Annotated in this window: 11 protein-coding genes and 1 pseudogene; 8 read left to right on the top strand and 4 right to left on the bottom strand. The window is 63.6% G+C overall.

Translation table 11 applies throughout. The features are described 5' to 3' along the window. Entirely contained in the window at window positions 1-1,437 is a 1,437-nt protein-coding gene (locus RT582_RS09335) for an NAD(P)(+) transhydrogenase (Re/Si-specific) subunit beta (RefSeq protein ID WP_003301919.1), read from the top strand. A 69-nt stretch (window positions 1,438-1,506) separates the two neighbouring features. Here RT582_RS09335 and RT582_RS09330 read toward each other — a convergent pair whose 3' ends face one another. Then, window positions 1,507-2,097: an NAD(P)H-dependent oxidoreductase gene (locus RT582_RS09330; RefSeq protein ID WP_003301920.1), complete on the bottom strand. Its 591-nt coding sequence runs from the start codon at window positions 2,095-2,097 to the stop codon at window positions 1,507-1,509. Window positions 2,098-2,217: 120 nt separating this feature from the next. Continuing rightward, complete coding sequence (locus tag RT582_RS09325) at window positions 2,218-3,207, bottom strand: bile acid:sodium symporter family protein (RefSeq protein WP_125860840.1); 990 nt, start codon at window positions 3,205-3,207, stop codon at window positions 2,218-2,220. An 87-nt stretch (window positions 3,208-3,294) separates the two neighbouring features. Between RT582_RS09325 and RT582_RS09320 the strand changes: the two genes are divergently transcribed. From RT582_RS09320 to RT582_RS09295, 6 genes are all read left to right on the top strand, one after another. Next, window positions 3,295-4,095: an AraC family transcriptional regulator gene (locus tag RT582_RS09320; RefSeq protein ID WP_101276938.1), complete on the top strand. Its 801-nt coding sequence runs from the start codon at window positions 3,295-3,297 to the stop codon at window positions 4,093-4,095. 165 nt (window positions 4,096-4,260) lie between these two features. Beyond that, window positions 4,261-4,461, top strand: a complete 201-nt coding sequence (locus RT582_RS09315) for a DUF1127 domain-containing protein (protein ID WP_041015440.1) — start codon at window positions 4,261-4,263, stop codon at window positions 4,459-4,461. A gap of 108 nt (window positions 4,462-4,569) precedes the next feature. Beyond that, the gene (locus RT582_RS09310) at window positions 4,570-4,887 is read left to right on the top strand and encodes a DUF2388 domain-containing protein (protein ID WP_023445583.1); all 318 of its coding nucleotides are present in this window, start codon (window positions 4,570-4,572) and stop codon (window positions 4,885-4,887) included. Between the two features lie 112 nt (window positions 4,888-4,999). Then, window positions 5,000-5,296 carry a DUF2388 domain-containing protein gene (locus tag RT582_RS09305; protein WP_278401652.1) on the top strand — a complete coding sequence of 99 codons (297 nt, stop codon included), beginning with the start codon at window positions 5,000-5,002 and terminating at the stop codon, window positions 5,294-5,296. A gap of 43 nt (window positions 5,297-5,339) precedes the next feature. Beyond that, a complete protein-coding gene (locus RT582_RS09300) occupies window positions 5,340-5,660 on the top strand; it encodes a DUF2388 domain-containing protein (RefSeq protein ID WP_014822100.1) in 321 nt (106 codons plus the stop codon). Beyond that, window positions 5,657-7,612: a DUF7844 domain-containing protein gene (locus RT582_RS09295; RefSeq protein WP_313477220.1), complete on the top strand. Its 1,956-nt coding sequence runs from the start codon at window positions 5,657-5,659 to the stop codon at window positions 7,610-7,612. Before RT582_RS09300 ends, RT582_RS09295 begins: the two co-directional genes overlap by 4 nt. A 67-nt stretch (window positions 7,613-7,679) precedes the next feature. Here RT582_RS09295 and RT582_RS22450 read toward each other — a convergent pair. Continuing rightward, window positions 7,680-8,724: pseudogene (locus tag RT582_RS22450) on the bottom strand (hypothetical protein). 9 nt (window positions 8,725-8,733) lie between these two features. Beyond that, a complete protein-coding gene (locus RT582_RS09280) occupies window positions 8,734-11,778 on the bottom strand; it encodes a hypothetical protein (protein ID WP_313477217.1) in 3,045 nt (1,014 codons plus the stop codon). Here RT582_RS09280 and RT582_RS09275 point away from each other — a divergent pair. After that, window positions 11,725-12,366, top strand: a complete 642-nt coding sequence (locus RT582_RS09275; protein ID WP_313477216.1) for a hypothetical protein — start codon at window positions 11,725-11,727, stop codon at window positions 12,364-12,366. The two genes, RT582_RS09280 and RT582_RS09275, sit on opposite strands and share 54 nt — an antisense overlap. Window positions 12,367-12,368: the final 2 nt, after the last annotated feature.

Here is a 12,368-nt window from a genome sequence, read left to right as displayed (position 1 = left end):
ATGAGCATGAACCTGATCACCCTGCTCTATCTGGTCGCCTCGGTGTGCTTTATCCAGGCACTGAAGGGCCTTTCCCACCCCACCACCTCAAGACGCGGCAACCTGTTCGGCATGATCGGCATGGGCCTCGCCGTGCTCACCACGGTCGGCCTGATCTTCAAGCTCGGCAGCGAGCTGGCCACCGCCGGCATCGGCTACGTGATCGTCGGCCTGCTGATCGGCGGCAGCGTCGGCACCGTCATGGCCAAGCGCGTCGAGATGACCAAGATGCCCGAGCTGGTCGCCTTCATGCACAGCATGATCGGCCTGGCCGCGGTATTCATCGCCATCGCCGCGGTGGTCGAGCCGCAGTCGCTGGGCATCGTCGAGCAGATCGGCTACGCGATTCCGGTGGGTAACCGCCTGGAGCTGTTCCTCGGCGCGGCCATCGGTGCCATCACCTTCTCCGGTTCGGTGATCGCCTTCGGCAAGCTCTCGGGCAAGTACAAGTTCCGCCTGTTCCAGGGCGCCCCGGTGGTATTCAAGGGCCAGCACATGGTCAACCTGGCCGTGGGCCTTGCGATCGTCGGCCTGGGCCTGGTCTACACCTTCACCGGCAACCTGACCGCCTTCGCCATCCTGGTGGCGCTGGCGTTCGTGATCGGCGTGCTGATCATCATCCCCATCGGCGGCGCGGACATGCCGGTGGTGGTGTCGATGCTCAATTCGTATTCGGGCTGGGCGGCCGCCGGTATCGGCTTCTCGCTGAACAACTCGATGCTGATCATCGCCGGCTCGCTGGTGGGCTCTTCCGGCGCGATCCTCTCGTACATCATGTGCAAGGCGATGAACCGCTCGTTCTTCAACGTGATCCTCGGCGGCTTCGGTGCCGACGCCGATGCCGGCGGCCCGGCGGGCGCGCAGCTGGAGCGCAACGTGAAGTCCGGTTCGGCCGACGACGCCGCCTTCCTGCTGACCAACGCCGACACCGTGATCATCGTTCCCGGCTACGGCCTGGCGGTGGCCCGCGCGCAGCACGCGCTGATGGAGCTGGCCGAGAAGCTGACGCACATGGGCGTGACCGTGAAGTACGCGATCCACCCGGTCGCCGGCCGCATGCCGGGGCACATGAACGTGCTGCTGGCCGAAGCCGAGGTGCCCTACGAGCAGGTCTTCGAGATGGAGGACATCAACTCCGAGTTCGGCCAGGCCGACGTGGTGCTGGTACTTGGCGCCAACGACGTGGTCAACCCGGCGGCGAAGAACGATCCAAAGTCGCCCATCGCCGGCATGCCGATCCTCGAGGCGTACAAGGCCAAGACAGTCATCGTCAACAAGCGCTCCATGGCCAGCGGCTATGCCGGTCTGGACAACGAACTGTTCTACATGGACAAGACGATGATGGTCTTCGGCGACGCCAAGAAGGTGGTCGAGGATATGGTCAAGGCCGTGGAATGATCGCCTCGCGCTGAAACGAAAAACCCCTCCCAGCCAAACCGCGAGGGGTTTTTCTTTGCCTGTCGAAGGTCAGACGCTGAAGCCGAACACCTCGCCCAGGTGCCGCCGATAGCGCTCGACATCCGCCTCGATCTGCGGCCGCTTCATCACATCGACGCAGAGGAAGGTCGGCAGGCCCTGCAGGCCGAGAAACTCGTGGGCCTTGTGAAACGGCAGGTAGACGGCATCCACGCCCTTGCCGGCGAAGAAATCGCTGGGGTCGTCGAAGGCCTGCTGTGGCGCGTTCCAGGTCGCGGAAATCATGTAGCGCTTGCCCTGTAACAGACCGCCGCTACCGTACTTCTGCGAGGCATCGGAGCGGGTGCGGCCGTCGTTGGCGTAGAGGCTGCCGTGGCCGGCGGTGAACACCTCGTCCAGGTATTTCTTCACCGTCCAGGGTGCGCCCATCCACCAGCCGGGCATCTGATAGATCAGCGCATCCGCCCAGAGAATCTTCTCGACTTCCTGCTGCACGTCGTAGCCGGCATCGATCTCGGTGGTGCGGACCTCGAAGCCGGCCGCGGTCAGGGTTTCGATGGCTGCCTGATGCAGCGTGGCGTTGTACTGGCCGGCCGAGTGGGCGAAGGCCTTGCCGCCGTTGAGTAGCAGAATCTTCTTCATGGGAATGCCTCAGCAACAGAATGGCGCGCAGCTTAGCCACCCCTGCGCACCGCTCCCAGACCGTAACGGGCAAATGATCTTTGCGCTGCAGTCACGAATCCGCCGCTGATTGGCTCCGATTCAGCCCGCTTTTGCGACCGCTGTTGTTTCTGGTCGCGACGCATAGCGCTGCGCCAGTACCGCGCAGACCATCAGCTGAATCTGGTGAAACAGCATCAATGGCAGGATCAGCGTGCCCAGCGCACCGCCGGCGAACAGCACCTGCGCCATGGGGATGCCGGTGGCCAGGCTCTTCTTCGAGCCGGCGAAGAGAATGGTGATGCGGTCCTCCAGATCGAAGTCCAGCCAGCGCGCCGCCAGCCAGGTAATCAGCAGGGCCAGCGCCAGCAGCAGACAGCAGGCCAGCACCAGACCCAGCAGCTGCGGCAGCGGCACCTGCTGCCAGATGCCCTCGACCACCGCATGGCTGAACGCGGTGTAGACCACCAGCAGGATAGAGCTCTGGTCGACGTTCTTTAGCCAGCCCTTGTTGCGCGCCACCCAGTCGCCAATCCAGCGCCGCGCGATCTGCCCGGCGATGAACGGCAGCAGCAGCTGCACGACGATCTTGCCGATGGCATCCAGCGTCGAGCCGCCTTCGCCCTGCGCGCCCATCAGCAGCAGTACCAGCAGCGGCGTGAGGAAGATGCCGATCAGGCTGGAAGCCGCCGCGCTGCATACCGCCGCTGGGATGTTGCCGCGCGCCAACGAGGTGAAGGCGATGGCCGACTGCACCGTGGCCGGCAAGGCACAGAGGTAGAGCATGCCCAGGTACAGCTCGGCGCCGATCATCGGCGTCAGCAGCGGGCGCAGCGCCAGGCCGAGAAGCGGGAACAGCACGAAGGTGCAGCTGAACACCAGGAGATGCAGGCGCCAATGGCCCATGCCGGCGAGGATCGCACTGCCCGAGAGCTTGGCGCCGTGCATGAAGAACAGCAGGCCGATGGCCAGGTTGGTGATCCACTCGAATACCGCCACGCCCTGCCCCCGCGCTGGCAGCAGCGTGGCGATGGCCACCGCACCGAGCAGGGCCAGAGTGAAGTTGTCCGGTAACAGGCGAGGTCTGGCCATGGGCGCTCCTGATTGTGTGGCTTGCGGCAGGTTGCCAGCGAGTCTACTGTCGCGCTGCATATCCGACTAACGCCATAAGTCAGACAAATGTCGAGAAAAGGACAAAGCAGCCTCGTGCAACGCAGCATCCCAGCCATGGATGCACTGCCGCGCCCGCTCTTCGCCCGCAGTGAATCCCTGGCTGAACGCACCACCACGCCACGCCACAGCCATCCCTGGGCACAGCTGTCCTACGCCATCAGCGGCGTGCTGCGCGTGCATACCGAGCGCGGGCGCTTTCTCGCTCCGCCGCAGCGCGCCATCCTTATTCCGCCGGGCCTGCTGCACGAGGTGATCAGCTCGCCGCATACCGAGATGCGCAGCCTGTACATCGACCAGCGCGCCGTGGCCTGGGCGCCCGAGCATTGCCAGGTGCTTGCGGTCAGCCCACTGCTGCGCGAGCTGATCCGCGCCTTTGGCGCGCTGCCGGCGGAGTATGACGAGCAAGGTGCCGAAGGCCGCCTGGCAGCGGTGCTGCTGGACCAGCTGCGGGCGGCGCCGGCAATCGGCTATTCCCTGCCCTGGCCCGGGGATGCCCGGCTTCGTCAGCTGTGCGAAGCGCTCTATGAGCAGCCCGATCTTTCACTCAGCCTGAAGCAATGGAGCGAGCGCCTGCAGGTCTCGGAGAAAACCCTGACCCGCCAGTTCCAGCGTGACACCGGCCTCAGCTTCCGCGCCTGGCGCCAGCGTCTGCGCCTGCTCAGCGCGCTCCCTCTGCTGGAGCAGGGCCAGCCGGTTACCGATGTCGCGCTGGCCTGCGGCTACGAATCCACCTCGGCGTTTATCGCCGCGTTCGGCCAACAGTTCGGCACCACACCAGGCGCTCTGGCACGCACACCGGACCGATAAGCAGCGCAGCGAAAACAGTTGGCTCGTTCGCGACCAATACAGTTGCATCCATTTCTGGAACTGCACCGGCACAATCGAGAATCCCTGTGGCTGTTGCACTTGGCTGACGCGCGCGATCCTGTTCTCCCATAACCCGTACCCGGTCACACCGGGAAGGAGCGCAGCATGGATCGCACGCTGTCTCGTCCGTATGTCGCCACCCGCGCCCGCCGCAACTGGCTACAGCTGCTGCAAGTATTGCAGCGCTGGCAACGCAACTACCGTACCCGCCAGCAACTGGCGCAGCTTGACGACCGCCAGCTGGCCGATGTCGGCATCAGCCATAGCGACCGCTCGGCAGAGCTGGACAAGCCGTTCTGGCGCTGAGGCATTCCGCGCCCACCGATTCGAGCCTATGCTGCGTGCTACAAGGCCGCAGCAACGGGAACGTCGCACCCATGGCGCGGTCTAGAGCCTCACCACTGGAGATCTGCCATGTCCCGAATCCTGCTCCCCTTCTTCGCTGCCGGCTTGCTGCTGAGCGGCGGCGCGTCCGCTGCCAGCTTCACCGCTACCACCGACATGGTGGTCGGCGGCCTGATCAATACCGTGGACGCAACCTCGGACCTGACCTCGTCGCTGCGCGACGACAAACTGGTGCTCGATGCTCGCGACGATGCGGCGCGTTTCGTTGCCAGCCAGGGCGATCTGCGCGGCGCCCACCTCGAAGCGGCGCTGCGCCACATTCGTAGCCAGCAGCCAGAACTGGGCGCCAGCGATCTGCAACTGGCTCAGGCGATCCTGGCGCTCTGATGCGTGCAGCAGCGCATGAGCGCTGCTGCAACCTGCGGAAGCAACCGGGCGCTGGCTCTACAGCCGGCGTTTCGCTAGCCTTGGCGCCGTTTTTCCCGGCAACAGGTTCCGCATGCGTTCGTATTCAATCGTTCTCTTATTTCTCAGCCTCACAGCTGGCGCCGCCCAGGCTTTCGATGTCACCACCGCAGGTGTCGTGCAGACCAGCTATGTCAGCAGCCAGCTGACCAGTGCTCCCTTCGACAACAAGCTGATCGCCGAGGCCCGCGAAGACGCGGCCGGCTTCGTCGCCAGCGAAGGCCAGCTCGCCGCGGCTCGCCTGCAAGCGGCCATGGCGCGGCTGCGCCAGGAACACCCGGAGCTTGCCGCCAGCGACCTGGAACTGGCCGAAGCGATCCTCGTCCAATAACCGCACCGCCTGCCGGTGCCCCGACCGTGAGAGATTCCAACCGATGAACAAGCTATTGCTCGCCGCCCCGCTGGCGCTGGCCGTCGCCGCGGGCACAGCCCAGGCGCAGACCCTCGTCGCCACCAGCAACATCGTCGTGCGTGCCCTGGACCGCAGCATCAATTTCACCTCCGATGTGACCAGTCGCATCAGTGACATGAAAGTCGTCGTCGAAGCCCGTGAAGACGCCGCCAGCTTCGTCGCCAGCGCCGGCGAGATCCGCGGTGCGCATCTGGAAGCCGCGATCGGCACCCTGCGCAGCGAACTCCCTGCAGCGCGCAATGCCAGCGACCTTCAACTGGCCGAAGCCATCCTCGCCCTGTGATACGCCTCGGCGCCTGGCTGCTGGCAGGCTGCCTGAGCCTTGCTGCAGGTGTAGCCCAGGCCGACCTGCGCCTGGTTCTCGACTCACGCACACTGGACGCCGAGCAACGCGCCGCCAGCCAGGCGCTGCTGGACGAAGCCATGGCCGCACTGCCACCCCGCCTGGTGCAGAGCCTCGATCGCGAAGTGCGCGTGCAGTGGCGCGATGATCTGCCGGAACAGGCCTATGGCCGCGCCGGCGGTAACCGTCTTCAGCTCAATCGCCGTCTACTGCCGACACTGACCGATGGCAGCGCTGCCAGCGAGAAGACCAATCGCCCCCACGGGACGGTGCGCCGCGAGCTGCTCGCCACCGTCACTCACGAAGTGGCGCATCTCTATGACCGCGCGCGACTGTGGTCGCCCAGTGAGCACCTGTTGCAGGGCCAGTGCCGTCAGCGCGCCAGCCACCTCGGGCAGGTCGGCCTGCCGGATCACTGCCGGGGACAGATCGACCGCCGCTTCACCCTCAGCGACGATCCCCGCCTGCTCGATCTGGCCGGCTGGCCACAACGCGTCGGCAAGCGCGGCCTGCGCGAACAGGAAAACGCGCAGCTGGCGCGCAGCCCAGATCCGTACGAGCTGACCAGCCCGCTGGAATTCGTCGCGGTGAACCTTGAGTACTTCCTGCTCGACCCCAGCTACGCCTGCCGGCGCCCTTCGCTGCACCGTTACCTGCGTGAACACTTCGGTTGGGCGCCAGCAAACGCTGCCGGTTGCGCCGATGACTACCCATTTCTGAACGCGGGCCGCGAATTCGGCCGCACGCCACTGCTGAGCCTCGATCCGTCGCGCGTCTACGAGGTCGACTACCTGTTCGCCGAAGCCAACGAGGCCTGGGTCAGCCGCTGGGGCCACAGCATGCTGCGCCTGGTGATCTGCGCGCCCGGCCGCGAGCCCGGTCCCGATTGCCGGCTGGATCTGGATCACCACCTGGTACTGTCCTTCCGCGCCTTCGTCGACGATGTGCAGCTGTCCAGCTGGGACGGCCTCACCGGCGTCTACCCCTCGCGGCTGTTCATCCTGCCCTTGGGCCAGGTGATCGACGAATACACCAAGGTGGAGCTGCGCGGGCTGGCCTCGGTGCCGCTGAAGCTGCAGCACGAAGAGATTCGCGCACTGGTCGAGCGTAGCGCCGAGCTGCACTGGAGCTACGACGGCGACTACTACTTCCTGTCCAACAACTGCGCGGTGGAAACCCTCAAGCTGCTACGCAGCGGAACCACACGCGACGAACTCGTCGCCCTGGACAGCATCATGCCCAACGGGCTGCTGGAGGTGCTGATCCACCGCGACCTGGCCGACGCCAGCGTGCTCGACGACCCCCGCGAGGCGCTGCGCCTGGGCTATCGCTTCGACTCCTACCGCGATCGCTACCAGGCCATGTTCACCATCCTCAAGGACCGCCTCGGTCTACCGCAGGACAGCGTCGAACAGTGGCTGGAACTCAGTGCCGCTGAACGCCAGCCATGGATCGACCGCGCCGATCTACGCGCCTCCGCCGCCCTGCTGCTGGTCGAACAGGCCGCCCTGCGCCGCCAGCTGCTCCTCGCCCAGGACGAGCTGAAGAACCGCTACCTCGGCGGCCGCGGGCGCGACGCCAGCCTGAACAAGGCCGACGGCGCCCTGCAGGAAATCCTGGCCAGCAGCGGCTACCTCAGCCGCCCCGCCGAACTGCTCGACGGCCAAGGCTACGGCCTGCCACAGCCCAGCGAATGGACCCGCCTCGAACGCGAGAGCGAACAACGCCAACTGCGCCTGAATCAGCTGAGCGAAGAACTGGACCAGGAAGTCCGGGTGCTGCTGGGGGACGAGCGGCGGGAGGAGCTCGAAGCGATCGAAGTGAACCTGGCCCAGATCGGCGAGCATCTGCGTGGGTTACACAAGGCTGGGGGTGGGTTGGAGTTGCCTTAGATCCTGGTTCCGATATGCCTACCGGGAAAGAATACGGCGGGAACGTGAGCCCCCCGTCCATCCGCCGTCAATCGATATACCGCACATGACGGTCCATGAGGTTGAGGCGGCCGGTGATGTCATAGGCGTTGACGCGGCCCAGGTTCTGCTTCAGTTGCGCCTCCCAGGTCTCATCGTCCATATCACGCCAGTAGCGCTCGGGGCGGCCCGTGCGGCGGTCATGTTCGGCGGTTACCGGATCGTTCGCGCGGTGCTGCTCGAACAGCGGGATATCCGGCAGCGGGCGGCTGGTGTCCATGTAGTTCTGCAGAAAATCCCAGGCGGCGAAATGCGGGGCCATGCTGGAGTCCTTGGACACGATGGGGCTGAGGTCGATGGCCAGGTCGTGATAGCGATGCACCAGATGCAACTGATGCCAGATCAGCCCCTGGCGGTCTGGGCCGCTGCTGATATAGGCATCGAACTCATAGAAGGGGTAGGTGAACTCACCGATGGTGCCGCTGCGTTTGTACTCGCCCATATTGGCGTAATCGAAGATCGTGACCATGCCGGTGCGGCGGTTGAACTCCCACAGCGGACCTTTGGAAGGGCGAACGACCCAGTTGGTGAGCTTGTGAACGACTAGGGAACCTATGGCCCAGCAGGCGAGAGGAACCGTCAGATACCATGTTGTTTCTTTGGCGAACATCCATAAGTTGGTCGTGTATTCGCCATCAAGAACCCAAGATAGCCACGCCCAGATAACTGGAGATAAAAGCGCCATAACCCAAAAAACAAAGCGCCCCCCCCCCCCATAGATAAAACCAGAACAGGCTGCGTTTGGAGAGTGGCGCATGTCGATAGCGTTCGTGATCGATGATCTGGTGGTAATCCAGAAGTTCGTATGCCTGGCGCTTTTTCGCCCCCGTTGCCAGCGCGTGCTCATGGCGTTCAACATCTCGCAGACCAGCAGGTGATGGCTGGCTCAGCATGCTATGGGGCACGATTTCTTCGGTATGGCCCCAGGGCAGGCGCGAGCTGCCAAAACGGAACAACCAACTGCGCTTGACCGCTGCCGGCTGATCGGGAATGCGCGCCGGCTGGTAGGCGCTGGGGCTGTAGTGGGCAGTCATGGGGCATCCTTACGGCTGGCTGTCCGGGTGGGTCTGTTCATCGGCCCAGAAGGGTTGCTTAGTTTGGCTGAAAACGGGTTCGCCATGCCGATTGGGGTTGTAACGCAGGACATCAGTTGGCGCTGGCGCCGGGAACACCCACGTTTGATCCTCTCCCTGCAGGATCACCTGTGCTCGTACGGTCAGGGCGTAAGTCTGCCATCGATGCGGGGACGTGCGCGGCATGCTCTGGGAAAGGGGCACCTCATAAAACAGTTCAAGGGCGTCGGGGGACAGGCGCTGGGCCAGGGGCTGGATGGGACTTAGGCTATGGCTGCTAATAGTCGCCATGTCTCTATGGCTAAGGTGATGACTGCTGCTACGCAGCTGGCTATGGGCGCGGATATTGGCACTACCCAGGGTGGTGGCCAACCCGGGCAGGTTGCTTTCAATACGCACTCGGGTATTGGCGCGGCGCATCGAGTGGTATTCGGCAGGGTCAAGCAGGCCCATGGCGCCGCTGAAGCGAGTCTGTTCCGGGTTGGTGCCGATACTGACACGGATGCCGGCAAATAGGCTGACCAGTCGGTAGAAGGCCTCCTGCGGGTCGTTCCAGAGGTGGGGCACCTTGGCGCTGCGGTTGCTGCCGAAGAGGCCGTTGGCCAGCCACTCCTCGATGGGGCTGTCGTCCAGCCACCAGACCAGCGCCGCCCCCGCCAGAATCAGAAGCAGAGTGGCCCAGGCAACAGGGCCCATGCCCAGGAATGCCGCACCACTGGCGGTAAAGAAGCCGCCAATCACCCCCACCAGGCCACCCACGGCCATCAGGCCATAGCCCCAGGCGGCGTCGTCACCTAGGCTGGCTTCGTGCAAGGCATCGTAAATGCTGATACCCACGAAGAGCGTACCGGCAAAGGTTTGGAAGGCCAGTTTGCCGGTCAAGCTCACCAGTCGACCGCCAAAGAGTTTTTGCAGGCCTGGCCCAGGGTTAAAGAGCACCCGATCAACTATCCGCTTTTGAAATGTTTGAACTCGTGGGTGATTGTGCGCGACCTTATTAGCGAGGAACTCTACAGCTAACACTAAATCAACGCCTGCGCTCAACGACCCAAAGAACACCCTGCCAAGACCTTTATTCCTCATGTTGGCAGTTGCCGCTTCAGCTTCCGCCTGCACATTAAACAACTCCAGAATCAACACGCCAGCCGGGAAGGCCTTGGAACCGAGCACACCGCGTGCGCTTCGGCGCCAGCCGCGTTCTTGTTGGGCCAGCCGCTCTTGCGCCTGTTTCAGGGCATTGTTGGCTTCGCTCATGCGACCACGCGCGGCTTCCCGGCGCTCTCGTGCCTGCTGGAGGTCGTTGTGGATACGCAGCTCTTCGGCCATCTGCCGGTTCAGCTCACTGATCAGACGGGCGGTGCGGTGGTTCTTGGGGATGGCCAGTAACAAGAGTTCTTGTGCCTGCTGGTCGATGCTGGCCCGATTGGCTGTGCGACCATTGCTGCTGGCCAGTAACTGACCCTCCATATCCAGCAGTTCACCAAAGATCCGACGCGCGTTTTGCGGTGCTGCTGGGAGGTCAGTCAAACCGAAGAAGTAGTAGTTCTTCTGGTTAGCGGTCGTGCGGCGAATGAACACCATGTCACCGAAGTCCTGTTGCAGCATGCTGCGCAGCAGTTGTAGGTCCTTGGTATACATCCGATATTTTGCAGGAAATGCCTCGTTACCCAACGCTTCTCTTTGCCGGGAAATCTGCTCTTGTTCGCGGCTTAGCTCGCCTTCGCGCTGGTTCACCTCAACCCGGCTGCGTCGGCTCTCGGTGGTCGCCTGGCTGTTCTCGGCCGTTGCGCTGGCGAGGCTTTTCTGTGCCTCTTGCAGGGCGCTGCTCAGGTTCTCCCATACGGTTAACAGCGCTGCGGCGCCGCTTTTGGCGGAAGGCAGGAGCAGAAAGTCCGGCTGTTGCATCAAGCCTGCGAGCGTGTTGCCTTCCAGGGTCGCCGGCTCTTCGCTGGGCGGTGCATTGAGCTGCGCCACCTGATTTAACGCATCGGCACGATAATGGCCTTCGCCGTTGTTCGGTGTTTGCAACGCTTGATAGGGCTTGAGCAGGGTGTCGTCGTCCGCCTCTGGCCACAACATCCGGTGCAGAGGCTGGCTGGCGCTCTGCGCAATCTTGCATAGCAGTCTCCTGCCTGCGCTTGTGCGTGAGGCATCGCCTGCCGCCAGGAATGGATCCTGTTGTTCGGCCGTGCGCGCCAGGCAGACGAATAGCTGACTGCAAAGCTGGAAGGCGCCGGCGTAGTCGAGCCCCTCCAGGCAAAAATGGTCGCCCAGCGCATGCTGGTTGGCTGCCTGTTCCAGCCAGGCGGCAAGGTTATCTTGTGCGGCCTTGAGGCAGGTCATGGCCAACTGGCGAGCATGCTGGCCCGAACACAGGTCGATCTGTTGACGACCCTCTTGGCTGACCTGGCCGATGAAGCGGTGCAGCGGGTTGCTCTGCCCGCCGATATGCGGTGGAACCATCATGCGCTGAATCAACAGTGCCGAGGCGTGATGGCTATGGAAGGTGGCCCGTTGCGCGCAGAGCTGCAGCACCGCTTGGGCCTGGTTGGTACGCGCCAGCAGGTGGCGCATGCGGCAGAGGCCATCTTCCACCAGTACACCGGCGATCTGGCGTTTTTTGACCGTGGCCAGCATGTCGGTTTCAGCCGCAGCGGCCTGCCAGTGTTCACGTTCGTTTGTCGCGCTGCAGACATGCTGGAGGTTCTGTAGCGTGTCGCCCAGCTCTACAGCCCATGCGCCGGTCTCCGGGCGTAGGTCATCCTGCGTCTGCTGTGGATGCGTTGGCCCTGGGGTGGACTCACCGCGCTCGTGACGTTGATGAACCTGCTGAGCATACTGCTGGCTCTGCACCGGGTACTGGCCGCTCAGATCGTGCAGATACTTGAGCGGCTGATCGAACAACCATTCGCGGGCGGGATCACGTAGGCGGTGAGCGGGGACATTTTGCAGGTAGAAGGCTTGCTGCTGGCTTGGGGCCCTGTAAGTGGTATTACCGAAGCTGCGTTCGGCCACGGCCAGGCCCAAGCGATTGCAGCGAGCGCGACGCAGGCGAGCATTGCGCTCCATGGCGTTCAGGCGAACGGCAGGCCATTGCACCTCGGCATAAGCTACCTCGATATCCGGGGCCGCGCGGTTGTTCCATCTGGCTGGCAGCCAAATCTCACTCAGCCCTTTGCCACTGGCCGTGCGGGCGCCATCTCGAAAGCGGTCGCCATTGCGAAAGTCACTCAGGCGTACGTCGTGATAAGTCACCTGCCCCTCAGCCTGACGAATCTCCAGTTCACGCCACACTTTGCCGCGATAGAACAGGTAGATGAAGCCGGGGCGCACATGCACGGGGTATTCACGATGCTGGTGGTTGGCGCTGATACCGAGCATGGTGCTCATGGGCACTACAGGGACGATGCAGTTCCACTGCCGCTCACGCTGGCGCGGGGTAATGCGTGTGTCATCCATCAGCGGTACGCGGATGGGGCTGCCGCGCTCTGCTTCGATCTCCAGCCAGAGATGGCGCTTCGGTTGCTGTTCCCAGTCCCAGATATGCAGCGTACTGCTCCGCTGAGAATCGGCTACAAGCTCTTGTTTGGCCTGCTGTGTTAGCC

The sequence above is a fragment of the Stutzerimonas kunmingensis genome, from assembly GCF_032106285.1.
In the GTDB taxonomy this organism is placed as follows: domain Bacteria; phylum Pseudomonadota; class Gammaproteobacteria; order Pseudomonadales; family Pseudomonadaceae; genus Stutzerimonas; species Stutzerimonas kunmingensis_B.
The sequence above is the reverse complement of the archived record's forward strand: the minus strand, read 5'-3'. Positions and strand labels throughout refer to the sequence as shown.